We start from the raw sequence: 24,905 nt of genomic DNA, 5'->3' as shown, positions 1-24,905 counted from the left end.
TAGCTCGCTAAAGATAGTAAAAGCAGCGCTGCCCTAGAGCAGCGCTTTTTTTTACAATGACAAACCAAAATAACAGTCAGGGTCTGTTTATCCCCACAGGAGTTCTGTGACGATCGCCACTCAAACGCAGCGGCACTTGAGTCTGTTCACTCTGTTGCTGATGCTGGATATTGCTCTTCGGCGCCATTGGCGTGGCTGATATGCCGAGGTTGGCGGCCCAGCTCAGGCCTGGCTGCATCTGCAGCGGCGCCGGCAAACTATCCAGCAGCAGCTGATTATTAAGCTCAGGCATCATCTCATTCAGCACCAAGCTTGTGCGGTTTCTAAGTTCAATGGCGCCGATACGTCCCCGTTGGCCCCAGTCAACAATGATGCTGTTTGCGGTCACGGTTACGGGTTTATCTGTGACTGCCACATCCCGCTGTACCCCAAGGCGATAGCTCATCATGGCTTCTTCAAACAGCATGGCGGCGTCTTCTCTAGAGGTGCTGTAGTTGTAAAAATCATTGGCTCTGTCGGCAGAGAAGAAGCTGCTGACATCCCCGGGCGAGTATGCCTTTTGGGTGGCTGTGGCGGTTTCACCCATAAAGCTTACGCTGGCCAGGGCACTCATTTCTGTGCTATTCAGCGGATAGGCGTTGCTGAGTTGATCCGATATCAAGGCTTTTTGCGTCGTGCGCCGGTAAAAGTCGTCCAACAAAGTCGGCCCCTCAAGGCTTGAATGAACACTGCGCGGGAAAAAGTCATTGGCATGGGCCAACTCGTGGTATAGAAGCGAGGAGAGATCGGTTGTCAACTCGCTGATAGGGCGGTTGCTGCGCTGGCTGCGTTCACGGTAGAGAGAGGCATAATCGTTGTCTTTGACATAACGCCAGGGGATCAGGAACTGCAGCTCATTACCGAAACCGGCACGATAGTCCGGCGCTTCATTGATACTATCGCGCTCGGTTGCCGTCAGCCAAAGGTCTTCCGGATCCAGGTAAATGGCGCCGGTAACCACCCAGTAAAAGGAAGGACGGATATCGTAGCTTATCACCACGGCGGTGACAGATTGCAATAAAGTGGCAAAGTCACCATGAGTGTCCATCTGTTCGATAAAGGCTTCAAAATTACGCCCCATCCAGTCGTGGGATACCAGTACCCGGTCCATTATCGCTTCTTTATCACTGATACCGCCGGCGCCTTGTCCAATCAAAGGTAAGGTGTTGAGCTGGCAAGCGCTTAACTGATTGGAATAAGTGCAGCGTTTTAGTACATCGGCATAAGGTGAGTTACGCCTGTAGGCATGGGTGCGAGCAACTGGCGCATCAAAGTACTCTGAGGTAATTTGCGCTTCATCCGTTATCAGTATGCTGACTTCATCGCTTAAGATCTCGCCATTAACATTGGCGCTGGCTCTCAAGATCACCCCCGTATCCTGGCTAACCCCGGGGGCGACAAATAAAGGACGTTCAAGGTTGGACAAGTCCAGATTAAGTTCAGGCCCGGCAGCAATACACCAGTTGATGTTGTTTGCCGCAGCGCCATTGACTCTATCCAGTCGTACGCTGACATTGTTGCCCTCTACCACCTGATGATCCTGGCGAATGTTAAGGCCATTTCCCACTGCCACTGTCAGGCTGACAGTCTCTTGCAAGCTGAGATCATTGCCGCTGACATTCAACTGAAAGCGGTAGTCACCGCTTTGTGGCGGCACAAACGCCAGCACTGGGCTGTCATTAATGGCTATATCGACACTGGGCCCTGACAATTGCTGCCATTGGAACAGCATATTTCGGCTGTTAAGCGTGCCCAGAGTGGCAATAACACTACTTTGCTGGCCGGCTAAGTAGTGGCTTTGCAACTTAAAAACCAGACCCGATGCCGTTGTTTGATTGTTGAATTCACTTTGTTGCTCACAGCGCGACAAGGCCGGAGGTGGAGTAACGACAGGAGGGATAAGGTCACCACTATCATCGTTGCCACCACCGCCACAGGCGGTGAGTAAGAGGGTACAGCTTAAAGGGAGGTAAGACAGTATCTTCATGGCACGACTCCACTTGGTTGACTGCTTGTTATTGTTTGTTGTTGTTTTATATAAAAATGGTTGTAACTATTGGGTACTATAGCACGGGCCAGTAGGGTCACCAATAGTCCGGGAGAATGGGAATTTTGTTGCAAACTATGTAGTAGGAGAGTGGTGGCAGAACCTATTTGAAGCTCTGACATAGGTTTGGTTAAAGTTTGCCCCAAGGCAAATAAGGTCAAAATTGCGCAGCTTGTTTCATGTCGAATGGGGGGAGGATTCAAGATTATGGTAAAATCGCCTGTTATTGGTTAGCGAACGAAGATGACTCAGGAGAAACAACAACATGGCCCGAGCTTGTGCCCGACACATTTTGGTTAAAACCCGTGAAGAAGCGGAAAAACTCAAGGCCCGGATCGCCAAAGGGGAAGACTTTGGCAAGCTGGCGAAACAATATTCTCAGTGCCCCTCAAAAAAACGCGGTGGCGATCTCGGGGAGTTTGGTCCGGGGCAGATGGTCAAGGCCTTCGATCAAGTGGTGTTCAAAAAGCCGGTGCTGGAAGTACATGGTCCGGTCAAAACACAGTTCGGTTTTCATCTGATCCAGACTATTTATCGTAATTAAGCTAAAGCCTGCGGCGGTTTTCTGGCAAAGGCTCGATAGCTCTGAGCCGTATCGTCGGCCAAAGTTCTACAGGCTGTGACTTCATCTTTCAGGTCGACAAAGTCTTCCAGCAGCTCCTGCAATTGCATGGGCGTGTGGTAACACATAGGCGTGCCCAGCCCTGAGGTGAAACGTTTCGCCATGGGGGCGCAAAACTCAGTCAGGTGGAACAAGCCTCCCGGCTTAAGCACGCGTTTAAGCTCCAATATGGCGGCTTTTTGTGCCATTTCAGATGGCATGCAGGTTAAAATGGCGCAGCTCAGCACCACATCGAATATTTCATCGGCAAAAGGCAAAGGAAGTTGTGGCAGCTGAATTAAATTGATGTCCGGGTACAGACTGAGGCCGCGCTTTATCATGGCGGCTGAGGGATCGACCCCCAGCACCTCAGGATAGCCTAACTGTTTCAGCTGCTTGGCTATCCGGCCATAACTGCATCCAAAGTCCAGTATTCTGGCATCGGGTTTCACCAACTGGCAGAAGCGCTGCACATCGATTTCCAGATTGAGATTGACCTGGTTGGCAACCTTATCCCAAAGCTGCGCCGTCATTGCTTATCCTCATCAATAATGGAAACTTTATTGTTGAGGAACAAAGAGTTGGGAACCAGATGCGTCACGCCTTCATCCTTTACCGTGATATAACGCAGATTGAGATCCACCACAGTCCCCTTGGAGCCGGTAATATCGATTTTATTGCCCAGCTTTATCGGTTTATAGAGCACTATCATAATGCCGGCAATCAGGTTGGATATGGCATCTTTGAGAGCAAAACCCAGAGCAAAACCCGTGAGCCCGAGCCCGGCAACCAAGGCGCCAACATCAAAGCCCAACTTGGATAAGGCCAAGACGGCACCGATAAATATCAGAACCACTCGCTGGGAATTGGAGATCAAACGAAACGATTCGCTGGCTGCCGAGCCAAAGCGGGCGGCCACTTGTTTCAGGGAATTGTCTATAACCAGGCTGATCACCACAAACGCAGCAAACACCAGGATTGCCTGAATGACATTTTCATTCATTCTTCTGCTCCGAATAATTAAATCTTAATCGTTGAAATTTTCAGTTTTCCGCCCCAAATTAACCAAAGGTTGAGATAGAAGCAAGAGTCAATCTTTAAGTTTCAGTCACTTACGTAAACTAGGCTCGACGTTTTATCGAGCAATTCCCCTGGTTCTGACTGCAAACGGTTTTATACTGCAGAATAGAGTATTTGCTACCTGCGTTATTGTATCTGGCACTATGGCTGGGTATAAGTGGATAACATTTTGCGAGGACGATAATCATGAAGGCTGTATCCGAGAACAAACGGGTTTTGCTGCTGTTGCTGTTACCTGTTGTTCTCTTGCTGTTGTCATCGGAGTTATTGCTAAGGCCAGTGACCTCAATAATAGTCAAAAATCAGTTCAAACTCATGGAAGAGTATCTTAGCCAGAGACAGCATTCCATCAATGACATTATTCTCCATCAAGTACCTGAGTTTCATTTTGATTGTGGCCCGCAAGACGCAAAATTATTGCGGGCACCTGAAAACTACAATCGCTATTTTCGGGTGATGGGGATAAAAACCAAAACCGGCATGGGCTGCAGTTCGCTCGGCTCGGATTTACTATTGCCGGATCTTCCCAATGACACCCCTATAGGGCAGGGCTTTGGCCTAACCACTACAGGTGCCATGCATGACACCGAGCAGGAACTCTTGGTTTATTTCAGAAGTAATGGCAATACCGCTTACTGGATTTTGGACAGCAGTTGGATCCGTGAAATTATCAATCTTCCCTGCCGCGATTGTTTTTACATAGAGTTTCTGCATCATGCTCCAGGCTCCGAAGGGCTGGTATTTGAGCGCGGCAATCCCTCGGTACCCAAAGAATCCCATGTGCATTTTCTCAGCGTGATGGACACGCAGCATCAGGTGGAGCAAAAACTCTGGTTTGGAAAGAAACTCGATGATTACGCCAGAGAAAAGATCTTTGTTTACGGTTTACCCTTGAGCATTTTGCTCGGAGTGCTGCTGGCCGGGGCTTATTGGCTTTATCTGAGTTACCACAGTTCGCTCAAGAGTATGCTCCAAAGGGGAATTGCCCGGCAGGAGTTTATCCCTTTCTATCAACCCATAGTCGATATTAATCAGGGCAAAATTGTCGGTTATGAAGTCCTGGTGCGCTGGAAGAAGGGCAAGGAGTTTATCCCCCCGGCCGCCTTTGTAGAGCATGCCGAAGCCTGTGGCCTGATCATTCCCATTACCGAATCTTTGCTGCAGCAGGTACTGCAACAACTGCCGAAGCTGGAGAGCGGCACTTGGGTAAGTATCAACCTGGTGGCAAAACATCTTGAGGAGGCTCATGTCAGTCGTGTGCTGCAACAGCATAATTGGCCGGAGCCGGACAGACTTAAATTTGAGATCACCGAGCGCTTGCCCATTGCGGACATTGACGCTGCCAGGCAGGAAATCGCCTGGCTGACAGAGAGGGGATACAGCTTTAAAATTGATGACTTTGGCACCGGATATGGCGGCTTTAAGTATATTCAAGCCTTGGGGATCGACAGCATCAAGATAGATAAGATGTTTACCGATACCATAGGCACCAATGACCTCAAGCGTGGTGTGCTGGATGCCATTATCGCCTTTGGTATGGAGTCAGAGCTTGAGATGATAGTCGAAGGCGTGGAGACGGCGGAGCAGGTGGAGTACCTCAAAAAGCGCGGTATATTCCTGCTGCAGGGATACTATTTCGCCCGCCCCATGCCGGTTGAACAACTGAAAACCGTGAAATCAGGCGAAGCTCCCTAATGGCAGAAACCTTAGCGGCAAAAACCTTAGTGAAACCGGCCACTCTTGAACTTGCAAGCGATTATTACCTGAGCAATTTTGAACTCTTGCTGGAGGGTAGCCGCCGCTATCTGGATATTTTGCCAAGCGAGCTTGCCAGGTTACGCGCGGCATACCTTGCCTGCTCCAAGCCTTCGCGGATGTTGCTGGTGCGTCTCTTGTCCCGCAAGGGCGAGTGGTTTCGCACCGATAAGCTTAACTACCCGGAAATAGGGGCTCTGGAGCCTGCGATAAAGGGGCTTGAGCAAGCGGAGCTCATCAGCACTTCATCATTGCCAAATACTGAAACCTGGCTCAAAGGCGTCACCCTCACAGAGCTGCGCCGGGCGCTTCTCAAACTGCAACAGAGTCGAGCCTCGGAGGGCGAGAATAGTCTTGGGGGGCTGGTCGATATTGCGCAGCATCTAGGTAAAAACATAAATGGTGCCTCAAAGGAGACGCTGAAACGTACCATGCTGGCGCTCGGGCCCGAAGACTCACAGTTATTGATTGGCGAACTGAACTCTGAGCTTGACATAGACTGGCTTGAGCTTAAATGCCAGAGGCTTCTCGATGGCCTATTGCTGCTCTATTTTGGCAACCGTTATCAGGATCTGAGCCAGTTTGTGCTCAGCGATCTGGGCTTGCAGCGCTTTGAAGTCACTGTGCTGGACAAGGCCCACCGCGCCTATGACAGCTCAGAGCAGCTTAACGTCGCGTTGGCATTTGGCCATATGAGTCAGCAGATAGAAGAGGCGATACTAGCCAAACAGCCGCTGGATATTCCATTGCTGCTTGAACAGCTTAATGCCATTTCAGCGATGCCCGAGGCTAACCCCTTACTCGAGCGGCGCCAGCAAAAACTACTGACGCTGATAGGCCGCGAAGCCGAAAGGCAAGGGCAAACCACTCTTGCCATCAGTGTCTATTTGCAGTGTGAACATTGGCAGGCAAGGGAACGCCTGTGCCGCTGCCTGGAAAAACAGGCTCAGTGGCAGGCTCTGACTCATGCGCTGCTGCATCTTTGCGACCTTGCAGGTAATGAGAGTCAGTGGCAAATCATAGAACGTATTGGCAAACGCCTGCTTAAAAAATTGCCAAATGGCAAAGACAGCAAGTTTGCCTCACCATCAGGCCATGGTGAAGCGCCTGATTCCTTGGCGCTTGAATCTTTGATGTTAAGGCTGCAAGCGCTGAATGAAAATGTGCCGGGTAGACTGGGTGCGCCGCCAGCGATAGCTCTGCAACTCACTCCCAATGGTGAACGAGTTGAAATGCGTGTCGCTGCGCACTTTGAAGCGCTCGGTTACCGGGCGTTTTTTCTCGAGAATGCCTTGCTTTGTGGCCTCTTTGGACTCGCCTTTTGGGACATTATTTTTGCCCCCGTTAAGGCGGTATTCGATAATCCATTTCAGCGCAGCCCACGGGATATGTTCACCGAGGAGTTTGTCAGTCGGCGTCAAGAGGCCATCACGGCGCGTCTTGATGAAATCGCTCGGGAGCCCGGCGCTGTTATTTGGCGCCATTTTCAGCAAAAGCAAGGACTGGCAAACGATTGGGTTTACTGGGAAAACCTGCCGAAACAGGCGCTGGAGCTAACGCTGGCGGCACTTTCCGGCGCGAGGCTCGCTCAGGTATTTGAATGTATGCTTGGCGATCTCAAGCATTACCGCAGTGGCCATCCGGATCTTGTGTTATTTGACGCCGAAGGGCGTATCAGCTGGCTTGAAGTCAAAGGCCCGGGCGATAAACTGGCCGATCATCAAATATACTGGCTCAACTTCCTCAGTGACTTGGGAGAGGCACGGGTTTGCTATGTTGACTGGGTAACGGCTGGCGAGTGTAAATAAGGTAAATAGTATTAAGATAAGAATGATTGTTATTTAATATTGACCAATAACAGTCAATTAACAGGTTGCCCACCGGCGGCCTGTGCCATGTGGAAACCTTAATTGAAGTTCAGAGTCAGCAAATCATCGCTCCATTTCGCCCGCATCGTTCATATCTATGTTTCCATGGCACTGCTGCTGTTGATGCTGTTCTTTGCCTTTACCGGCATCACTCTCAATCATCCTGATTGGTTTATCCGCCAGGGCGGAGAAAGCCTGGCATCGGAAGAAGTCCTGCCGGGATTTTTGTTGCCGGTGAATAGTGAAGATCCGGATTGGCGCGAAGCCACAGCGCATTGGCTCAGTAGCCACTGGGGAGTGGATGGTCACAGCGCCGAGTTCAGTGAAGATGAAGTGGCGCTGGTGCACAAGGGGCCTGGGCGCTATCAGAGTATTACCCTGGATCTGCTGGACGGGAAAGCCTATATCGAGCAGATAGATTATGGTCTTATCGCAGTACTCAATGATCTGCATAAGGGCCGTAACAGCGGCACCTTGTGGGTTTGGCTACTGGATCTCAGCTCAATTCTTATCATCCTGTTTTCCCTGACCGGCGCTTTCCTGCTGTTGCCTCAGAGCCGTAGATTGAAAAAATCCTTACTGGCCATGGCCGGTGTCAGCAGTGCCTGTGCCCTTATCTATCTGCTGTTTGTTCCTTGAGTTCAAAGTAACAAATAGCAAAGCATGAACTCGTACCCACCTTTGGTGTGTTGTGAATGGAGAATGTATGAATGGCAAACCTTTGAAAACCAGATTGTCTCTGTCTCTGGCGGTATTACTGAGTAGCAGCTTAACCCTGGGGCAGGCCCAAGCCGATTCGCTGGAGATTAATCTGACACTGCCGGAAATCACCACGGGCCAATACCACAGGCCTTACACAGCCGTGTGGGTGGAGGATGCCAAAGGGCAGAGCGTGCGAACCTTGAGCCTTTGGGTCATGCAGGAAGGCGAGGGGTACAAGTGGCTGAAAGACATTCGTCGCTGGTGGCGCAAGGCCGGGCGGGATGACATGAACTTTGTCGATGCCATTGCATCGGCAACACGGCCAGCGGGCAAGTATCCCATCAGCTGGGACCTCAAAGATGACCAAGGGGGCCAGGTTGCCAATGGTAAATATACCTTGCTGGTGGAAGTGGTACGTGAGCACGGTGGCCGGGATTTGGTACGACACAAATTTCAGCTCGACGGCAAGCCCTTCAAAGCTGAAATAGCGCCCACCATAGAAATCGGCACGATTAGCCTTCAATACCTAGTGGAGTAAAAGATGATGAAAACAAGCAAACTCTTGTTGGCCCTGGGGGCCTGTCTGTTGGCACAAACGGCGCAGGCCCATGACAGATTTATACTGCCCAGCCAGTTCAATGTCTCTGCCGATCCCGGTAAAGGTGTGTGGATCACTTCAGATGTCAGCGCCAGTAATGAAGTCTTCCTGTTTGACAAACCTTTTGGCTCTGAAGATGTGCAAATCATCACGCCATCCGGCACCAAGGAGCGACCATCCTCGAGCTACCGCGGCAGCCGTAAGTCTGTGTTTGACTATCGCCTGACCGAAGACGGCACCTACAGATTCGAGAAAGAGACCCAGCCAAGATATATGTCGCGCTATAAGCTCAAGGGCCAGCAAGACAGCGTCCGTAGTCGTACCGACAAGCAAACCACCAAGGCGATGATGCCCAAAGGGGCGTACGATCTCGAAGGGGCGCTGTATTTCTCTCGGGTCGAGTCCTATGTCACCCTCAACAAGCCAAGTGACAAGGCTTTTGAAGTGAAAGGGGAATACCTGGAACTCAAACCCTTGACCCATCCGGCTGACATAGTCGAGCAGGAACCCACTGAGCTGCAATTCTATTTCCAGGGTAAAGTGATTGCCGGTGTGGAAGTTGCGATTGTGAAGGAAGGCACGCTTTATCGTAACCAGAAACAGGAATTGACGCTGACCTCAGACAAAGAAGGCAAGGTGAGTTTTGAACTGCCCAGCGCCGGCCGCTATATGTTGCATGCATCATTCGAGCAACCTAACGCCGACACTCGTCTTGCGGATAAGACAGTCAGTGAAATTTTCCTCACTTTCGAGGCCGGTCTGCAATAACCTTTGGTAAATAAATTGCTCTAAGCTGGCACTTTCAAGGCTTATCACCTTATGAGTGCCTGTCACACTTGTATTGCTGCGGCTTTCAGCCGCATTGATTTTTGGAGGCACTGTATCTTGTGATCTGAACCTTTAATTATCTTGGAAAGCTTTCCTGTTTTATTATCAATAATATCAGTAGTCTCCAGCACTCTTTCTGAGCTTTTGGGGTAGAGAATAGCGAGATTTTCTTTGAACCATGTCAAGGGATTAAAAATCCCCCTGGATGTCACTGTTTCAGGGGGAAGTCTTTCAGTCCTTGGTGCGTTTCTTGAGTCCAAGCCCCAACTCGCGGCCGCGCTTGCGGGCGTAGAAGGGCATGCTGATCAGTAAGCATGCGATCAATAGACTCTCAATCAGCGCAAACCACCATTCATTGCCCTGGGCTATATAGAGCAAGGTCAAGCCGTGCAAAAAATAGAGACAGAGAATGAAGCTGGCCCAAGCAAAGGTATAGGGGTTGCCTTTGAGGATCCCCGCTAGCGGCAGCAGCAAGGGCACCAGCCAAAGACTGGTAAACAGCAGTGAGTATTCGCCGTTGAGCCCCTTATCGATAAAGGCATAGGCCAACAAGGCCGTCAGTAACAGATAGCCCGTGCGTGAGACTTGTAATAGCGCATGACTGCTCATTTACAGGATCGCCAACACGTTTTCCGGTGGACGGCCAATGGCGGCTTTACCCTTGGCAAGCACGATTGGTCGTTCTATCAACTTGGGAGTAGCTACCATGGCGGCAATCAACTGGGCTTCTGTCAGCTCAGGATTATTCAACCCCTGAGCCTTGTATTCTTCTTCTTTGGTGCGCATCAGTTCACGGGCACTGATGCCCAGTTTGGCCAACAGCTCACTGATTGTGGCAGCATCGGGTACTTGTTTCAGATACTCGACAATCTGGATTTCGACGCCTTTGGACTCCAGTAGTGCCAGTGTTTCACGGCTCTTGGAGCAGCGTGGATTATGGAAAATAGTGACCTGGGTCATGGGTTTTCTCTTTACCTTGGCTGAAAAGTGCGACGATGATAGCAAAAATCTGCGCTGACGTCAGGGGAAAGTGGCCCGGCGAATGGGCCAATGAAAACCAGCATAATCAAAGTTTAAGCAAACTATTTCTTCAATTCGTCCAGCGCCCTGTCAGCGATTCGGAATTGGCGTATCTTGGCCTCGATTCTGGCAATCTGCAATGGCTGACCATCGGCGGCCTTGTAGGCAAAGTTGAGCTGATCGATAGCCCCCTTATAATTGGCCCGCAGAGCCATGGATTCCGCATTGGAAAAGTGTTCCAGCGTCTTATTACCGGTTTGTTTGTAAGCTTCGGTGAGTAATTGATAGGGCAAGGGATTTTGCTTATCCAGAAACGCCATGTCCTCGAGGATCGGGATTGCCCGCTCTGGCTGTTTACTTTCGAGATAAACGCTGGCCAGGTTGGCGTTGATCACTTGGGAGGTAGGTTTGAGCCGTCGCTGGGCTTCCAACATCTTTATCGCGCCCTGATAATCTTTACGCTCCACCAGCAGGTCGGTTTTGGTATCGAGATAGAAGAGGTTGTCCTGATCTTTTTCCAGCAATTGATCTATGAGTTGCTCGGATTGTTTGAAGTCCTTGAGGCGAAACAGTGCCAATGCCTTACCATAGAGGGCCGCATCTTTAAAAGCATAGTTATGCTTGGCTAATTGGGTTTCAAAAAGTGACAGAGCCGCATCGTCGCTGTAGCTGGAAAAGCGCACCTGGATCCTGGCCTTGGCCAGGTGGAAGTTAAGGTTGTCTGCCACATATCTGTGTGGATACTGAGCCGCGCGGTTACGGGCATCGGTGATCCGCGACTCGGGCAGGGGGTGAGTCAGCAGCATTTGCGGCGGCTTGGAGGTAAAACGGTAACGGGCCGCCAGTTTGCCGAAGAAGTTGGCCGAGGCGTTGGGATCAAAACCTGATTCCACCAGAATTTGCATGCCTATCCTGTCGGCTTCTTTTTCATGCAAGCGGGTATAGTTTATTTTGGACTGGGTCGACAGCGCCTGAGTGGTGGCCAGTGCCGCCATCCCGGCCTGAGGCGCCGCTATGGTCAGTAATATTGCGCCGAGCAGCCCGGCAATGGTGGCCGGACTGGCTTTCTCCTGGGCTTCGAGTGAGCGCGCCAGGTGCCTCTGGGTTACGTGAGTAATTTCGTGCGCCAGTACCGAGGCCAATTCACTTTCATTGTCGGCGTTGAGAAATAGGCCTGTATGGATTGCCACATGGCCGCCGAAAAAGGCAAAGGCGTTGATTTCATCGTTTCGCAGCAGGAAAAAGTAGAAGGGTGTCTTGACTCCGGTGGCATGCGCCACCAATTTGTTACCCAGTTCTGTGGCATATTGGCTCAAAACAGGATCGGATAACACAGGCGCCTGGGAACGAATGACCCGCATATAGGCGTCACCATAGACCATCTCTTTTTCGAGACTGAAGGTGTTGACGGCGGCGGTTCCGAGATCCGGCAGGTCGTTATTGGCGAAACTATGGCTGGCGGTGGCAAGTAAAAGGGTAGTGGCACCGGCCAGAATGGATTGTCGGAACTTGGAAAAAGTCAAAGTACTCAAGCTGATTAAATTTCCTGTATGCCACTAATGCATAACTGCCTGGCTTGTGGTTTCAGTTGCAACTTAGGATAATAGCCGAGGTTTATGTTTAGCAAGCTCATCATGGTTTTAATTGATTTAACTCAGAGTCGATGTCCCGAAGCCCTGGTCAAGGCCAAGATGGCGATGAAACGTTTGCTGCCCGGTGAAACTCTGTGTCTCTTGCTTTCAGACCCAGGATCGCGGCAGGATGTTCCCCGTTTCGCCAAAAAACAGGGTTACGATTGTCGGATAGCGTCCGATGAGTCGGCCGTTTTGCGTTTACATGTCTCAGTTACCCAACAGGGTAGAAGCGCAGAATCTAACTAGACAGCTTCTTGACGAAGCGATAATCAAGATGGCGTAGCCATCATCAGCACAGGAATCCCGGATGTTTAGCTATTTGAGTCGTTGGTACCAGGCCCGCTTCAGTGATCCTCAGGCTCTGACACTATTGTTTATTCTGCTTGGCATCGCCTTGACCATTTACTTTGCCGGTGGTTTGTTGATGCCGCTGCTGGTCGCTCTGGTATTGGCCTTTTTGCTGGAATGGCCGGTGGCACAGATGGCGAGGATAGGGGTAAGCCGCACTGCAGCAGCCTCTTTGGTGCTGATCCTCTTTATCGGCTTGATGATCTTGTTGTCATTCGGCTTGATCCCCAGCATCTGGCGCCAAGGGGCTGCACTGCTTAGCGACCTGCCCAATATGCTCGACAAAGGAATAATCCTTTTGCAGGAGCAGGCGCAACAATATCCGCAGTTTATCTCAACAGATCAGCTAGATACCATGGTGTCCGAACTCAAAAAATTGCTCGATACCCAGCATCTCTTGGATATTGCCACTCAGCTCCTTGGCTATTCGGCATCCTTGCTGGTATTGATGGTTTACGCCATCCTGGTGCCTTTGCTGGTGTTCTTCTTCCTCAAGGATAAAGATGAACTGATCCGCGGCAGTAAGCGTTTTTTCCCCAGCAATCGTGAGCTGGCCCGTAAGGTTTGGTTCGAGATGAATCAGCAGATCTTCAATTACATTCGTGGCAAGGTGATTGAAATTGTAATAGTCGGGGTCGTGAGCTACGTGTTCTTCGCCTTGATGGATCTGCGTTATGCAGCGCTGCTTGGGGTGTTGACCGGACTTTCAGTGCTGATCCCATACGTTGGTGCCACCTTGGTGACCTTACCGATTGCCCTGGTTGCCTTCTTCCAGTGGGGTGTCAGCCCCGAGTTCGGTTATTTGATGCTGGGTTACGGCATCATTCAGGCGCTGGATGGCAACCTGCTGGTGCCTTTACTCTTCTCCGATGCGGTGGACTTGCACCCGGTGATCATCATAGCCGCTGTGTTGGTTTTCGGCGGTCTTTGGGGCGTTTGGGGGGTTTTCTTTGCGATCCCGCTGGCCTCTCTGGTCAAGGCTGTACTGAACGCCTGGCCCAATGCCGAAGCTGATACGGCCAAAAACGCAGCCTTAGAGGCGCAAGCCGAATAGGGCGGTAAATTTCAAGTTAACCGACACAGGCGGCCTATGGTCGCCTGTGTTTTAAGCAATGCCTGTTTCTGTTTATAAGCCGGTATTTATTCCGGTAACAGGTGATTTCTGGCACTCGCCGCCAATGCCCTGAATACCAACGTGGTCTGCTTAGCCTTGAGGTTCCAGTGCTGCCAATAGAGTGGTACCCGCATCCGCATCATGGGTGTCAGCTCTATCAGGCGCCCGGATGCCAGCAACGGCCGGGCTTGCAGATGGCCCACCAGTCCATAACCCAACCCCTGCAAAATAGCTTCCAGAAAGCCTTCCGATGACGGCACTGTGTGTTGCCACCATTGTCCCGGCAGCATCTCGAAGTAGCGCTTCAAGTACTTTTCATGCAGCTTGTCGCGGGTGGAGAATACCACTGCCGGTGCCGAGGCCAGTGAATCATTATTCGGCAGGCCGTCGAAAAAGCGTTCGGCAAACTCAGGCGTGGCCACACAGGCATACTCCATTACCCCGAGAAACTCGCTGGAGCAGCCGTTCATCGCTTGTCCCAAAGTGGTCACGCAGCCAACCGCTTCACCGTTTTTCAACAGGTGATGAGTGTAAGACTCGTCATCCACTATCAGCTCCAACAGCCAACCGCGGCGGGCGAACATAGAACTGATAGCCGGCAAAAACCAGGTTGCCAGACTGTCCGCATTCACCGCGATTCTCACCACAGTGGGCATGGCCGGATCGTCGGCATCCATTTCGGCTCTAAGCTCAGTCTCTAACAATTCGACCTGAGCATAGTGGCGTAAAAGCCGCTTGCCTGTTGGTGTCGGCACTACAGGGTTACTTCTGATGAGCAGCGCCTGTCCCACTCTTTCTTCCAGCTGCTTTATCCGTTGTGATACCGCCGATTGGGTCACATGCAACCGTTTGGCTGCCCGCTCAAAGCCGCCTTCGGCTACCACCACCGACAGTGCCTTGAGATGACTGTAGTCCAGCATAACGACTCCTTGGGTTAATTCTTGCTCGGTTATAAGTTTTGCTAATGACCAATAAAAAACATTAGTTATATTAATTTTCTTGCCGGGAGTAAACTGCCGCCATTGAAAACCTTTATTGGTCGCCGATTATTGCGATGACCTGCTGTTGGAGAGATTATGCAAACCGCTTTCATTCAGGGCATGGGGATAGGTGCCAGTTTGATCATTGCCGTGGGAGCTCAGAACGCCTTTGTATTGAAGCAGGGCATCAAACGTGCCTATCCGTTTCCTATCGCCTTGACCTGTTCTTTGATAGACGCCCTGATGATTACTGCAGGGGTCGCCGGGCTTGGTCAGTTGATCTTGGCCGTGCCGGCCATTAAACATCTGGCGAGCTTTGGCGGCGCCGCCTTTTTGTTGTGGTACGGCTTTAATGCGCTGCGTTCCTCGTTCAAGAGTCAGGGGTTGCAGACAGGGGATACCGAAGCGGCGGATTCGTTTCGCAAGGCGATGATCACCACCTTGGCGATCAGCTTTTTGAACCCACATCTGTATCTGGATACCGTAGTTTTACTGGGCAGCATAAGCACAAAGTTTGATACCGAGGTCAGGGGCTGGTTTGGTGCCGGGGCCGTACTGGCTTCCTTTATCTGGTTCTTTAGTTTGAGCTTTGGTGCGCGCCTGTTGGCTCCCGTGTTTAGCCGTCCCGCGGCCTGGCGTTATCTGGACAGGTTTATCTGGTTGACCATGTGGTCAATCGCTCTGGCTATCCTGTGGCCCTATTTTCAGGGAAGGGGTTTCTGAGGGAATTAGCTATTTTGCAGAAAAACCAAAGCCCGCATCGCGGGCTTTTTAGTGTCTCTGGCTTGGGCTATAGAAGCTTAGCTATTGTAATGAATGCCAGCAATAGAAGTTAGCAAACTAGCCGCGGGATTTATCCCTTGAGATAGTCCAGCACCACCTGATGGTGATCTTTGGTCTTGAACTTGTCGAACCTGTGGCTGATGGTGCCATCTTGGTCAATCAGAAAACTCAGGCGGTGAAGACCATCATAAACTTTGCCCATAAACTTTTTCTCGCCCCAGACACCGAAGGCATCGGCTACTGCGTGGTCTTCATCGCTGAGCAGGGTGAAGTTAAGCTCATGCTTATCGATAAACTTACCCAGTCTCGCCACGGGATCAATGCTTATTCCAAGCACGGTCACATTAAGTTCGTCCAGTTCCGCCTTGCTGTCTCTCAGACCACAGGCTTGCACTGTGCAGCCTGGTGTCATCGCCTTGGGGTAGAAGTACACCAGTACCCGGCCTTTTTTCAGGCAATCTTGCAGTGAAACATTTTCATCGTTTTGGTTTTTAAGGGTGAAGAGTGGCGCTTTATCGCCTGCTTTTAAGGTGTTCATGCGTTCAATCCTTTTGATCTTTATCTGGGACAAGTGGGATTCAATCGGCCTTGGGAACCGCAATTCCTTGCATACGTTTGATGTTGCAGGTCAGGGACATCTCTTCGGCCAAGGCTTGGATGCTGGTTTCCAGCTTATCCAATTCGACTTTTTCCGGGATATTGATGGCCAGGAAAACGTGCTGGGTCTGGTTGCCGTCCGGCAGCTCTTCCGAGTAGGAGCGCACCGCACCGAGATCCAAAGACCTGTCAGCCAGAAACTGGGATATACGCTTCATTGTGCCGCGTTGATCTTGGCCATTGAAAGTTACTTCAATACGCGAGATATAATTTTGCGGCGTGTGCTTGGAAGTGCGCTTCATCACTGTCATCAGCTCAAGCTCGACACTGAGACTGGGAAGGCTGGTTTCTATCTTGGTAATGGATGCCCAGGAGCCGGACAACATCATAATCAGAGTAAACTCGTTGCCGAACAGCGCCATGCGGCTGTCGACTATGTCACAGTCGCAATCACTGGCCAATCTTGCCAGTTTGCTGACCAGGCCGGGACGGTCGGCCCCCATAGCGGTAACGACCAGGTAGTTGGTCATGAATTTTCCTCATATTTCCGGTATCATAGAGCGAAAACTCAGCCCCTTTGAGCTGAGTTTTTTGTGCAGTCAACCATGCTACCACAACTTATTCGATTTGTTAGCCCTGACAGTGCTTGTCATTGGCTGGCTGCACCAGTACCATAGCGAATCCTGAAATCTTGGGGACATAAGATGATAAACGGAAGCATCGTAGCCTTAATTACGCCCATGCAAGGCGATGGCTCAGTGGATTTTGCAAGTCTCGAACGTTTGGTGGAATTTCATATCGAACAGGGGACTGATGCCATAGTTGCAGTTGGTACCACAGGCGAATCAGCCACTCTGCCCATTCACGAACACCTTGAAGTGGTGTCGCAAACCCTTTCTTTTGCCGCAGGTCGTATTCCCGTTATCGGGGGGAATGGCGCTAATGCCACCGCCGAAGCCATAGAACTGACCCGGGGATTGTCGAAACTCGACGTGGCCGCCATGTTGGGGGTTACTCCTTACTATAACAAGCCAACGCCCAAAGGCTTGGTTGCCCATTATAAGGCGGTTGCAGCCAGCACGGATGTTCCCCAAATTCTGTATAACGTTCCCGGTCGTACTTCGGTTGACATGAAGCCGGAAACCGTTGCCCAGCTTTGTGATGTGCCTAATATCATTGGGGTTAAGGAAGCCACAGGCGACCTCTCCCGGGTGAAACAACTGCGTGAGCTTTGCGGTGATGATTTTCTACTGTTCAGTGGCGATGACGCCACAGCGCGTGAATTTTTGACCCTTGGCGGCAATGGGGTGATATCGGTTGCCAATAATATCGTCCCTAAAGCCTTCAAGGCCATGTGTGACGCGGCATTGCAAGGACGAGCCGTAGAGGCAAAAGCCGTTGATGAATCCCTGAGCGGCTTGTACAGCGCACTCTTTTGTGAGGCTAACCCAATACCGGTTAAGTGGGCAGTTCACCGTATGGGACTCATCAGCGAAGGCACAATTCGTTTGCCTCTGACTGAACTTTCTGAAGAGTTTCATGGTCTGTTGCTTAACGCAATGCAAAAAGCCGGGATAGAGGTTGAATAATTTAATGCTAAAGCAAGTTACCCCCTTAGTGATGGTTGTCGCTGTTGCAGCCTGCAGTACGCCGATTGATCGTCGCCAGGCCAACGGCGACTTCGAATACGTAGATGCCGGCACTTCAGCACCTTTGGTGATCCCGGAAGGTTTGGACACTCCAAGATTCAGTAAAGAGTTTGAGATCCCACAGCTTGGTGCCAAGAGCAATCCCGAGTTTGTCGGTGAAAAACTCGATATCCGCCCGCCTCTACAAGTACTGCCTATGGCGGAAGGCACTCATGTGGAAGAGGGCAGTGATAATATTAAAGTCGTGGTTGAGTCCATCGACAACAGCGTTGATCTTAAGCAGGAGATCTTCAGCACAGTTAAGGGTTACCTGCAAAAGCAAGGCTACGGCATAGTCTCTGAAGATTATGATAAAGGTTCTATCGAAACAGATTGGATTGAAACTGAGCAGGTACTCGATTCTTCCTGGTTTGGCAGCGATAAAGTATACCAGCTGCGCCAGCGTTTCCGTTTCGATGTCGAAGTTCGTCCTCATGGCCGTACCGGCAATTTGCTGATCACACTTATCGACCACGAAGAACATTATGACGGCTCAGAGCTGCCGGTATTGCTCAGCGGTGAAGATAAGCGCCGTTATACCATAGACATGCTCAACAGTGCCGTGGCCTATATGAGCCTCAAGCGTGAGCAGATGATCAAGGCCAACCGCATCAAGCAAAGTCTCGGCATTGATATGTCACTGCATCAGGGCGGTGACAGTGAAAGCTACTGGGTGGCCGATGCGCCGTTCAAGCGTACCTGGGATCGTCTACGGCTAGTACTGCCTGAGCTTGGCTTGGAAGTGGTAGACATGGACTCAAGTAAAGGCTTGTTCTACGTTAATCTGAATGACAACTCCGGCTTCTGGAGTTCCTTGTGGGGCGATAACAAGTTGGCGCTCAAAGAAGGCAGTTATCGTTTGTTGCTGAAAGAAGACGCCGCCAACAAAGAGCAGACTGAAATTCGTCTGCACGATGTGGCCGATCAGCCACTCGCCAATGAAACCATTGAAGCCGTTTATCAGAACCTAGCTGAGTTGATGCGCGAAGATCGTAAGGTGCGTTAAGCGCTTCTGGTTTATCACTGCGGGTTTGATTGGAAAGGCGCCGAATTCGGCGCCTTTTTTATTCAGTTGCCAAGCAATTGCGCCAGAGCCCTTTGGTAGTATCAACTGGTCCTTCCTGTAGCCACTTAACTTGTAATGTTTCTGTATGATTTTTGTGCTGCACATTCAGTTATACAGAACGCTAGATGAAATAGCTCAGTCACTGCGCAAATGGCCTTATATAGAATACTCTTTGGCTTTTGGGTTATTAGGCAGCTTTTATCTCCGCGAGCTAGTGGTTGATACAGATTCTTTAACCATGTTTCCATCTGTGTCAAATAAATGTAATTTGTAAGTAAAAGTAAAACGTATTGAAGCCGATAAGTCGCAGGGTAAACTGTTTTACCCATAAAATTCTGTACCTTCGGACAATCAATGAAAAAAATAATACTCCTAGTGGTACTACTGGCGGCAGCAGCCATTGGTTATCAACAATGGCATCAGCAGCCAGCCCCGATGGAGAAAAAAGCCCGCCCGGTACCCAATGTTGTGGTGTATAAGGCCGCTATACAGGCTGTGCGGGATGAAGTGGAGGCGCTTGGTACCTCCAAGGCTTATGAATCAGTGACCATCACCCCCAAGGTCAGCGATGTGCTGACCTCGATTCGTTTCGATGATGGTCAGATAGTCAAGCAAGGACAACTGCTTGCCAAACTGCAGGACGCCGAACAGCAAGCCAGGGTGGAATTGGCCAGGATCAAGGTGCGGGAGAATACCCGTGAGTTTGACCGTATCAGCTCGCTGGTAACCAGCAAAACAGTTGCTGAAACCGAACGCGACCGATTGCAAACCCTGATAGAAAGTGCCAAGGCCGAAGTCGAGCAAGCACAGGCGGCACTGCGGGATAGGCAGATTACCGCCCCCTTCAACGGTCGCCTGGGTTTACGCCAGGTCTCGGTCGGTAGCCTGGTGACCCCGGGAGTGGTGATCACCACCTTGGATGATATCTCGGTTATCAAGTTGGACTTCTCGGTTCCCGAGCGGTTTATTCAAGACTTGTTGCCGGGCAAAACCGTGGAAGCCCGGGCGGTTGCCTATCCGGATAAGCTGTTTCGAGGCAAGGTTGTTTCCATCGACAGCCGGGTTAACCCTACCACACGGGCAGTTGTGGTGCGCGCCGAGATCCCCAACCCGGATGGTCAACTGCTGCCTGGCATGTTGATGAAGGTGAAGCTCATCAAGCAAAACCGTGAGGCTTTGTTGCTGCCCGAGTCGGCTATTATTCCTATTCAAAACCGCCACTATCTCTATCTGACCAACAGCGAAGGTGTGGTAGAACAGCGACAGGTCACCATAGGGCTGCGCAGCCGTGGATGGGTGGAAATTCTCGAAGGCGTCGAGCTGGGTGAGCAGGTGATCATTCGCGGGATCCTCAAGGTCCGTCCCGGTGACAAGGTCAAGGTGGAGTTCAAGGAACATTTCAGCTTCCTGACGGCTGAAGAGGCGAAGACCACAGCATGATACTGACAGACATTTCCGTTAAACGGCCGGTTTTCGCCTCGGTCATCAGTCTTTTGTTGATTGCTTTTGGTCTGGTGTCTTTCGGTAAGTTGCCGCTGCGCGAATACCCGGATATTGACCCGCCGATAGTTTCGATAGATACCAGCTACCGTGGTGCCAGTGCCTCTGTGGTGGAAAGCCGGATCACTCAACTGATTGAAGACAGGATCAGCGGCGTTGAAGGCATACGCCATATCAATTCATCCAGTACAGACGGCCGCTCTTCCGTGGTGCTGGAATTTGATATTGACCGGGATATTGAAGCGGCGGCCAACGATGTCCGCGATCGCATTTCAGGTTTGCTTGATAACCTGCCGGAAGAGGCCGATCCGCCTGAAGTGCAAAAGGCCAATGGCGGCGATGAAGTGATCATGTGGCTCAATCTGGTGTCGGATCAGATGACCACTTTACAACTCACTGACTATGCTCGCCGTTATCTTACCGACAGATTTTCCGTCATCGACGGGGTGGCCAATATGCGTGTCGGTGGCGGCAAGGTCTACGCCATGCGGGTCTGGATTGACCGCCAGGCGCTGGCGGCCCGTAACCTGACGGTGGCCGATGTCGAATCGGCGCTGCGATCGGAAAACGTCGAACTGCCGGCCGGCTCCATCGAATCCAAGGAACGTCACTTTACCGTAAGGCTTGAGCGCAGCTTTCGCACCGCCGAAGACTTTGCTAACCTGGTGCTGACTCAAGGGGGCGACGGTTACCTGGTTAAACTCGGAGATGTGGCCCAGGTCGAAATCGGCTCCGAAGAAGAGCGGATCATGTTCCGCGGTAACGGCGAAGCCATGATAGGCCTTGGGGTTTCCAAACAGTCTACCGCCAATACTTTGGAAGTGGCGCGGGCGGTGAATAAACTGGTGGATGAGATCAACCCGACTCTGCCCCAGGGGATGGAGATCAAACGCTCCTACGACAGCTCAGTGTTTATCGAAGCCTCTATCGACGAGGTGTATCAGACGCTGTTTATCGCCATTATTTTGGTGATCATCGTCATTTACCTATTCCTTGGCAGCGTGCGCGCCATGTTGATCCCGGCACTAACTGTGCCCGTATCCCTACTAGCCACTTTTATCGTGCTCTACGCCTTGGGATACACAATTAACCTCTTGACCCTGCTGGCGATGATCCTGGCTATCGGTATGGTGGTGGATGATGCCATCGTGATGCTGGAAAACATTCACCGCCGCATCGAAGAGGGCGACAGTCCATTGAAAGCCGCTTTCCTCGGCGCCCGTGAGGTGGCCTTTGCGGTTATTGCCACTACGGCGGTGTTGGTGGCGGTATTTATGCCAATCACCTTCCTCGATGGCGATCTCGGTAAGTTGTTTAAAGAGTTTGCCGTCACCATGAGTGCCGCCGTGTTGTTTTCCTCGATAGTGGCGCTGACACTCAGTCCCATGATGTGTTCCAAACTGCTTAAGCCCGCGAGCCAGGATACTTGGCTGATGCGCAAGGTCGATAAGGGAATGAACGCTCTGGCAGGCTTTTACAGCCGCAGCCTTACCGGCGCCATGAAGCACCCCTTGCTGGTTTCCCTGTTGGTGGTGGCGGCTCTTGGAGCCAGTGCCTACATGGTTAAACTGATCCCGCAGGAGTTTGCGCCTCAGGAAGACAGGGGCTCTATGTTTCTGATGGTCAACGGCCCGGAGGGCGCCAGCTATGAATATATCGAAGCCTATATGAACGAGGTGGAACAGCGTTTGATGCCTCTGGTCGACAGCGGCGAAGTCAAACGTTTGTTGATCCGTGCGCCTCGCGGTTGGGGCGGCTCGGCCAACTTCTCCAACGGTATGGCGATCATAGTACTCAATGATTGGGGCCAGCGCCGTCCCGCCAAGGAGATCATCAATGATATCCGTGGCAGGCTCGCCGATCTCGCCGGCGTCAGGGCGTTTCCTGTGATGCGCCAGGCCTTTGGCCGCGGTGTCGGTAAACCTGTACAGTTTGTCATTGGCGGCCCCAGTTATGAGGAACTCGCCAGATGGCGCGACATCATGCTGGAAAAAGCGGCGGAAAACCCCAACCTGGTCGGTTTGGATCATGACTACAAGGAAACTAAGCCTCAGCTCAGAGTAGTCATCGACAAAGACAGGGCGGCTGATCTCGGGGTCTCCATAGCTCATATCGGGCGTACACTGGAATCCATGTTGGGTTCTCGCCTGGTGACCACCTTTATGCGTGATGGTGAAGAGTATGATGTGATCATTGAAGGCAACCGCGACAGCCAAAACACCGCCTCGGATATGCAGAATATCTATGTGCGCTCAGATCGCAGCAAGCAACTGATCCCGCTCTCGAACCTGGTGAGCATAGAGGAGTTTGCCGACGCCAGTCAGCTCCATCGCTACAACCGGATGCGGGCGATAACCCTGGAGGCCAGTTTGGCGGAAGGTTACAGCCTGGGTGAGGCGCTCGATTATCTCAATGATTTGGCCCACACCTATTTACCGGCAGAAGCCTTGATAAGCTACAAAGGCCAGTCACTCGACTATCAGGAGTCCGGCAGCTCCATGTACTTCGTGTTCCTGCTGGCGTTGGGAATAGTGTTCCTGGTATTGGCGGCGCAGTTTGAGAGCTATATCCACCCCATGGTGATCATGTTGACTGTGCCGCTGGCAACAGTGGGCGCTCTGGTGGGCTTACTGCTGACCGGCCAAAGTCTAAATATCTACAGCCAGATAGGCATCATCATGTTGGTAGGGCTGGCGGCCAAAAACGGTATTCTTATCGTCGAGTTTGCCAACCAGCTCAGGGATAAGGGACTTGAGTTCGACGCCGCTATATTGCAAGCGGCCAACCAAAGGCTCAGACCGATACTGATGACAGGTATAACCACGGCCGCCGGCGCCGTGCCTCTGGTGCTCGCCGAGGGGGCAGGCGCCGAGACCCGTTTTGTAATTGGCGTGGTGGTGCTCTCCGGCATCTTGCTGGCTACAGTGTTTACCCTGTTGGTGATCCCTGTGGCTTATTCACTGTTTGCTCGCCGTTCCAGCTCACCGGAAGCAGTGGCCCAACAGTTGGAAAAGGAACTGACAGAATGACGCTATAGAGCCCAAGTACCAACTTGGGCTCTATAGTCCATGGGTATTAGTCTTTTAGAATGATATCTATCATTAGGGGTCAGCTTGAGCTGAAAATTTGGTTTTAACAAAATATCAGTCTCTTTTTTCACCAAGATCTTTCTGTGCAAATTTGCTACAATGTTTGCTCACCTTGTATTGACCTTTCCTCGGAGACTATATGTCCGGGGGGATTCTGTTTGCCCAGACCCGACTGAAAAGCTACCGCCAACTTGCCGCGGCAGGAGTACTTTTCCCTGCAGCTATCGCCACTAAAAGCGGAAGCGACTTTACAGCCAGGTCTCTCGCATTTGCTTTAAAAGGAATGGAAGCAAAAGGTGAAGCTACTGCCCGAGCTGGACGGGCAAGGTCGGGCCCGTCAGGACCTTGGATACATAGTCAGAAGCGACCTATCGGAGGTAAATGCATTATGACAATAGCTGACGTATTGACAGAGAAACACTCACCACTTTATCACACCGAAGATAAGACGGTTGTCTCCCATACCCAAAGGGATGAAGGCGACTGGATCCAACACACACTGATGTTGGAAAATTGCGATGCACCATTTCGTTTTAAACGCCCCAAAAAATATCGTTCGCTCAAAGGTGCCAGAGTATCGGTCGATTATTATCCCCAAACCACCATAGTAGCCGGATTTGAGATGGAAACCATGAAGGTGGTACGGATCCGCCGTTGCTGAAAGTTGATGCCGGAATGCCTGTTTCAATGTTAGTATTTTGTGTTCCTGGTGGCCGTTTTTGAACTTGGGTGTACGACCTGGGTATGACCCGCCAATGTCGAGCCTTGAAAGGATATTCCGGCCTGATGAAACTTGCTGTTATTGTCTCACTTACTCCTTGGCTTCAGCTGTTGTCGGTTCCTTTGTCTCGACTATGTCAAAGTCAAACAAGGCTTATTTTTCTGCCTCTGTTATTGGTAGTTGGCGAAAGCCTGGCTGCAGAGCAAGCGGATAACGGTCAGAGTGAAGTTCCCATCAGAGAGCTTGTTGTCACCAACTCAGGTTCCTGGAAACCATTTTCTTACCGGAATGATGCCGGTGAACCCAGCGGCATGTTAGTGGATATTTGGCGAGAATATGCCAAAGCCAATCGAGTCAAAATCCGCTTCATATTGACCGATTGGCAACATTCGCTGGATTTGGTTCGCAACGGCCAAGCCGATATTCATGCCGGATTGCTTTGGTCTCAGGAAAGAGAGCATTATCTTGATTATGCCCAGGGACTACTTGGCATTGAGAGCCAACTGTTCTTCAACCAGGCACTGCTTGGTACAGAACCTGATCGTTATCTGGATAGCGGCGGTAAAGTGGGAGTTGTCAGCGGCGGCTATGAAGAGGCTTTCGTTCGTCGAGAGTTTCCAAATACCAGCTTAATTGTCTATGCCAGTAACGAGCTGATGCTCAAAAGTGCAGTAGCGGGGAGTTTGAAGGCCTTTGTTGCTGATCTGCAGGTTGCGAATTTCTACCTGTATACCTCGCAAGAGCCCACACTTTTTGTTCCGGTTCGTCATCTCTACAGTGCTCAAATTCGCTCAGCCGTCAAAGAGGGGAATGTCACTTTACAGGAAGAAATTCGGTAAGGATTAGC

24 protein-coding genes are annotated in these 24,905 nt (G+C 51.1%); 15 read left to right on the top strand and 9 right to left on the bottom strand.

Annotated elements, in window-relative coordinates; genetic code table 11:
• Positions 1-76: 76 nt before the first annotated feature.
• Positions 77-2,026, bottom strand: coding sequence for a PKD domain-containing protein (locus WKR14_RS10830; protein ID WP_287591032.1), 1,950 nt, complete (start codon positions 2,024-2,026; stop codon positions 77-79).
• A gap of 325 nt (positions 2,027-2,351) precedes the next feature.
• Here WKR14_RS10830 and WKR14_RS10825 point away from each other — a divergent pair, with 325 nt between their 5' ends.
• On the top strand, positions 2,352-2,630 hold the full coding sequence (locus WKR14_RS10825; protein WP_025010268.1) for a peptidylprolyl isomerase: 279 nt from the start codon (positions 2,352-2,354) through the stop codon (positions 2,628-2,630).
• Here the strand turns inward: WKR14_RS10825 and WKR14_RS10820 are convergent.
• Positions 2,627-3,220 carry a class I SAM-dependent methyltransferase gene (locus WKR14_RS10820; protein WP_339087719.1) on the bottom strand — a complete coding sequence of 198 codons (594 nt, stop codon included), beginning with the start codon at positions 3,218-3,220 and terminating at the stop codon, positions 2,627-2,629. The two genes, WKR14_RS10825 and WKR14_RS10820, sit on opposite strands and share 4 nt — an antisense overlap.
• The gene (locus WKR14_RS10815) at positions 3,217-3,690 is read right to left on the bottom strand and encodes a mechanosensitive ion channel family protein (RefSeq protein ID WP_339087718.1); all 474 of its coding nucleotides are present in this window, start codon (positions 3,688-3,690) and stop codon (positions 3,217-3,219) included. The genes WKR14_RS10820 and WKR14_RS10815 overlap by 4 nt, the downstream gene beginning before the upstream one ends.
• Before the next feature lie 263 nt (positions 3,691-3,953).
• Between WKR14_RS10815 and WKR14_RS10810 the strand changes: the two genes are divergently transcribed.
• The 5 genes from WKR14_RS10810 (at position 3,954) to WKR14_RS10790 (ending at position 9,458) form a co-directional block, all read left to right on the top strand.
• Complete coding sequence (locus tag WKR14_RS10810) at positions 3,954-5,462, top strand: EAL domain-containing protein (protein WP_339087717.1); 1,509 nt, start codon at positions 3,954-3,956, stop codon at positions 5,460-5,462.
• The gene (locus tag WKR14_RS10805; RefSeq protein ID WP_339087716.1) at positions 5,462-7,330 is read left to right on the top strand and encodes a VRR-NUC domain-containing protein; all 1,869 of its coding nucleotides are present in this window, start codon (positions 5,462-5,464) and stop codon (positions 7,328-7,330) included. The genes WKR14_RS10810 and WKR14_RS10805 overlap by 1 nt, the downstream gene beginning before the upstream one ends.
• 165 nt (positions 7,331-7,495) lie before the next feature.
• Positions 7,496-8,029 carry a PepSY-associated TM helix domain-containing protein gene (locus tag WKR14_RS10800; RefSeq protein WP_373296827.1) on the top strand — a complete coding sequence of 178 codons (534 nt, stop codon included), beginning with the start codon at positions 7,496-7,498 and terminating at the stop codon, positions 8,027-8,029.
• Positions 8,030-8,096: 67 nt separating this feature from the next.
• A complete protein-coding gene (locus WKR14_RS10795) occupies positions 8,097-8,630 on the top strand; it encodes a DUF2271 domain-containing protein (protein ID WP_339087715.1) in 534 nt (177 codons plus the stop codon).
• A gap of 3 nt (positions 8,631-8,633) precedes the next feature.
• Positions 8,634-9,458 (top strand): DUF4198 domain-containing protein, encoded by an 825-nt coding sequence (locus tag WKR14_RS10790; RefSeq protein WP_025010276.1) that lies wholly within the window; start codon positions 8,634-8,636, stop codon positions 9,456-9,458.
• A 291-nt stretch (positions 9,459-9,749) separates the two neighbouring features.
• Here the strand turns inward: WKR14_RS10790 and WKR14_RS10785 are convergent, their stop codons facing one another.
• The 3 genes from WKR14_RS10785 to WKR14_RS10775 form a co-directional block, all read right to left on the bottom strand.
• Positions 9,750-10,127 carry a DUF2069 domain-containing protein gene (locus WKR14_RS10785; RefSeq protein WP_101056321.1) on the bottom strand — a complete coding sequence of 126 codons (378 nt, stop codon included), beginning with the start codon at positions 10,125-10,127 and terminating at the stop codon, positions 9,750-9,752.
• The gene (arsC, locus tag WKR14_RS10780; RefSeq protein ID WP_101056322.1) at positions 10,128-10,478 is read right to left on the bottom strand and encodes an arsenate reductase (glutaredoxin); all 351 of its coding nucleotides are present in this window, start codon (positions 10,476-10,478) and stop codon (positions 10,128-10,130) included.
• Between the two features lie 122 nt (positions 10,479-10,600).
• Positions 10,601-12,070, bottom strand: a complete 1,470-nt coding sequence (locus tag WKR14_RS10775) for a M48 family metalloprotease (protein ID WP_101056323.1) — start codon at positions 12,068-12,070, stop codon at positions 10,601-10,603.
• Between the two features lie 84 nt (positions 12,071-12,154).
• Between WKR14_RS10775 and WKR14_RS10770 the strand changes: the two genes are divergently transcribed.
• Positions 12,155-12,418, top strand: coding sequence for a sulfurtransferase TusA family protein (locus WKR14_RS10770; protein ID WP_308427927.1), 264 nt, complete (start codon positions 12,155-12,157; stop codon positions 12,416-12,418).
• Positions 12,419-12,479: 61 nt separating this feature from the next.
• Positions 12,480-13,574, top strand: coding sequence for an AI-2E family transporter (locus WKR14_RS10765; RefSeq protein ID WP_101056324.1), 1,095 nt, complete (start codon positions 12,480-12,482; stop codon positions 13,572-13,574).
• Between the two features lie 86 nt (positions 13,575-13,660).
• Here the strand turns inward: WKR14_RS10765 and WKR14_RS10760 are convergent, their stop codons facing one another.
• Entirely contained in the window at positions 13,661-14,554 is an 894-nt protein-coding gene (locus WKR14_RS10760) for a LysR family transcriptional regulator ArgP (RefSeq protein ID WP_101056325.1), read from the bottom strand.
• Between the two features lie 156 nt (positions 14,555-14,710).
• Between WKR14_RS10760 and WKR14_RS10755 the strand changes: the two genes are divergently transcribed.
• Complete coding sequence (locus WKR14_RS10755; protein WP_101056326.1) at positions 14,711-15,337, top strand: LysE/ArgO family amino acid transporter; 627 nt, start codon at positions 14,711-14,713, stop codon at positions 15,335-15,337.
• 130 nt (positions 15,338-15,467) lie between these two features.
• Here the strand turns inward: WKR14_RS10755 and bcp are convergent, their stop codons facing one another.
• Both bcp and WKR14_RS10745 read right to left on the bottom strand, forming a co-directional pair.
• Positions 15,468-15,935 carry a thioredoxin-dependent thiol peroxidase gene (gene bcp / locus WKR14_RS10750; RefSeq protein ID WP_101056327.1) on the bottom strand — a complete coding sequence of 156 codons (468 nt, stop codon included), beginning with the start codon at positions 15,933-15,935 and terminating at the stop codon, positions 15,468-15,470.
• Between the two features lie 40 nt (positions 15,936-15,975).
• Positions 15,976-16,524 (bottom strand): glycine cleavage system protein R, encoded by a 549-nt coding sequence (locus tag WKR14_RS10745; RefSeq protein WP_101056328.1) that lies wholly within the window; start codon positions 16,522-16,524, stop codon positions 15,976-15,978.
• 174 nt (positions 16,525-16,698) lie between these two features.
• Between WKR14_RS10745 and dapA the strand changes: the two genes are divergently transcribed.
• From dapA to WKR14_RS10715, 6 genes are all read left to right on the top strand, one after another.
• On the top strand, positions 16,699-17,583 hold the full coding sequence (gene dapA, locus WKR14_RS10740) for a 4-hydroxy-tetrahydrodipicolinate synthase (protein WP_165565059.1): 885 nt from the start codon (positions 16,699-16,701) through the stop codon (positions 17,581-17,583).
• Positions 17,584-17,587: 4 nt separating this feature from the next.
• Entirely contained in the window at positions 17,588-18,688 is a 1,101-nt protein-coding gene (gene bamC / locus WKR14_RS10735) for an outer membrane protein assembly factor BamC (RefSeq protein ID WP_165565060.1), read from the top strand.
• A gap of 414 nt (positions 18,689-19,102) precedes the next feature.
• Positions 19,103-20,188 (top strand): efflux RND transporter periplasmic adaptor subunit, encoded by a 1,086-nt coding sequence (locus WKR14_RS10730; protein ID WP_339087714.1) that lies wholly within the window; start codon positions 19,103-19,105, stop codon positions 20,186-20,188.
• Complete coding sequence (locus WKR14_RS10725; RefSeq protein ID WP_226563937.1) at positions 20,185-23,277, top strand: efflux RND transporter permease subunit; 3,093 nt, start codon at positions 20,185-20,187, stop codon at positions 23,275-23,277. The genes WKR14_RS10730 and WKR14_RS10725 overlap by 4 nt, the downstream gene beginning before the upstream one ends.
• 448 nt (positions 23,278-23,725) lie before the next feature.
• Positions 23,726-23,998 (top strand): hypothetical protein, encoded by a 273-nt coding sequence (locus tag WKR14_RS10720; protein WP_052247918.1) that lies wholly within the window; start codon positions 23,726-23,728, stop codon positions 23,996-23,998.
• Positions 23,999-24,123: 125 nt separating this feature from the next.
• On the top strand, positions 24,124-24,897 hold the full coding sequence (locus WKR14_RS10715; RefSeq protein WP_339087713.1) for a transporter substrate-binding domain-containing protein: 774 nt from the start codon (positions 24,124-24,126) through the stop codon (positions 24,895-24,897).
• The last annotated feature ends 8 nt before the right edge of the window (positions 24,898-24,905 follow it).

Source organism: Shewanella chilikensis (genome assembly GCF_037953065.1).
Taxonomy (GTDB): Bacteria; Pseudomonadota; Gammaproteobacteria; order Enterobacterales; family Shewanellaceae; genus Shewanella; species Shewanella chilikensis.
This window is presented reverse-complemented; position numbering and strand designations above follow the sequence as displayed.

What these genes read in the sequence shown, in the direction of transcription:
- arsC (WP_101056322.1), bottom strand. Translation starts at nt 10,478, where the DNA reads ATGACCCAGGTCACTATTTTCCATAATCCACGCTGCTCCAAGAGCCGT.
- WKR14_RS10800 (WP_373296827.1), top strand. Translation starts at nt 7,496, where the DNA reads ATGGCACTGCTGCTGTTGATGCTGTTCTTTGCCTTTACCGGCATCACT.
- WKR14_RS10765 (WP_101056324.1), top strand. Translation starts at nt 12,480, where the DNA reads ATGTTTAGCTATTTGAGTCGTTGGTACCAGGCCCGCTTCAGTGATCCT.
- WKR14_RS10720 (WP_052247918.1), top strand. Translation starts at nt 23,726, where the DNA reads ATGACAATAGCTGACGTATTGACAGAGAAACACTCACCACTTTATCAC.
- WKR14_RS10755 (WP_101056326.1), top strand. Translation starts at nt 14,711, where the DNA reads ATGCAAACCGCTTTCATTCAGGGCATGGGGATAGGTGCCAGTTTGATC.
- WKR14_RS10805 (WP_339087716.1), top strand. Translation starts at nt 5,462, where the DNA reads ATGGCAGAAACCTTAGCGGCAAAAACCTTAGTGAAACCGGCCACTCTT.
- WKR14_RS10830 (WP_287591032.1), bottom strand. Translation starts at nt 2,026, where the DNA reads ATGAAGATACTGTCTTACCTCCCTTTAAGCTGTACCCTCTTACTCACC.
- WKR14_RS10795 (WP_339087715.1), top strand. Translation starts at nt 8,097, where the DNA reads ATGAATGGCAAACCTTTGAAAACCAGATTGTCTCTGTCTCTGGCGGTA.
- WKR14_RS10715 (WP_339087713.1), top strand. Translation starts at nt 24,124, where the DNA reads ATGAAACTTGCTGTTATTGTCTCACTTACTCCTTGGCTTCAGCTGTTG.
- WKR14_RS10785 (WP_101056321.1), bottom strand. Translation starts at nt 10,127, where the DNA reads ATGAGCAGTCATGCGCTATTACAAGTCTCACGCACGGGCTATCTGTTA.
- WKR14_RS10810 (WP_339087717.1), top strand. Translation starts at nt 3,954, where the DNA reads ATGAAGGCTGTATCCGAGAACAAACGGGTTTTGCTGCTGTTGCTGTTA.
- WKR14_RS10730 (WP_339087714.1), top strand. Translation starts at nt 19,103, where the DNA reads ATGAAAAAAATAATACTCCTAGTGGTACTACTGGCGGCAGCAGCCATT.
- dapA (WP_165565059.1), top strand. Translation starts at nt 16,699, where the DNA reads ATGATAAACGGAAGCATCGTAGCCTTAATTACGCCCATGCAAGGCGAT.
- WKR14_RS10790 (WP_025010276.1), top strand. Translation starts at nt 8,634, where the DNA reads ATGATGAAAACAAGCAAACTCTTGTTGGCCCTGGGGGCCTGTCTGTTG.
- WKR14_RS10770 (WP_308427927.1), top strand. Translation starts at nt 12,155, where the DNA reads ATGTTTAGCAAGCTCATCATGGTTTTAATTGATTTAACTCAGAGTCGA.
- WKR14_RS10825 (WP_025010268.1), top strand. Translation starts at nt 2,352, where the DNA reads ATGGCCCGAGCTTGTGCCCGACACATTTTGGTTAAAACCCGTGAAGAA.
- WKR14_RS10725 (WP_226563937.1), top strand. Translation starts at nt 20,185, where the DNA reads ATGATACTGACAGACATTTCCGTTAAACGGCCGGTTTTCGCCTCGGTC.
- bcp (WP_101056327.1), bottom strand. Translation starts at nt 15,935, where the DNA reads ATGAACACCTTAAAAGCAGGCGATAAAGCGCCACTCTTCACCCTTAAA.
- WKR14_RS10820 (WP_339087719.1), bottom strand. Translation starts at nt 3,220, where the DNA reads ATGACGGCGCAGCTTTGGGATAAGGTTGCCAACCAGGTCAATCTCAAT.
- bamC (WP_165565060.1), top strand. Translation starts at nt 17,588, where the DNA reads ATGCTAAAGCAAGTTACCCCCTTAGTGATGGTTGTCGCTGTTGCAGCC.
- WKR14_RS10745 (WP_101056328.1), bottom strand. Translation starts at nt 16,524, where the DNA reads ATGACCAACTACCTGGTCGTTACCGCTATGGGGGCCGACCGTCCCGGC.
- WKR14_RS10815 (WP_339087718.1), bottom strand. Translation starts at nt 3,690, where the DNA reads ATGAATGAAAATGTCATTCAGGCAATCCTGGTGTTTGCTGCGTTTGTG.
- WKR14_RS10760 (WP_101056325.1), bottom strand. Translation starts at nt 14,554, where the DNA reads ATGCTGGACTACAGTCATCTCAAGGCACTGTCGGTGGTGGTAGCCGAA.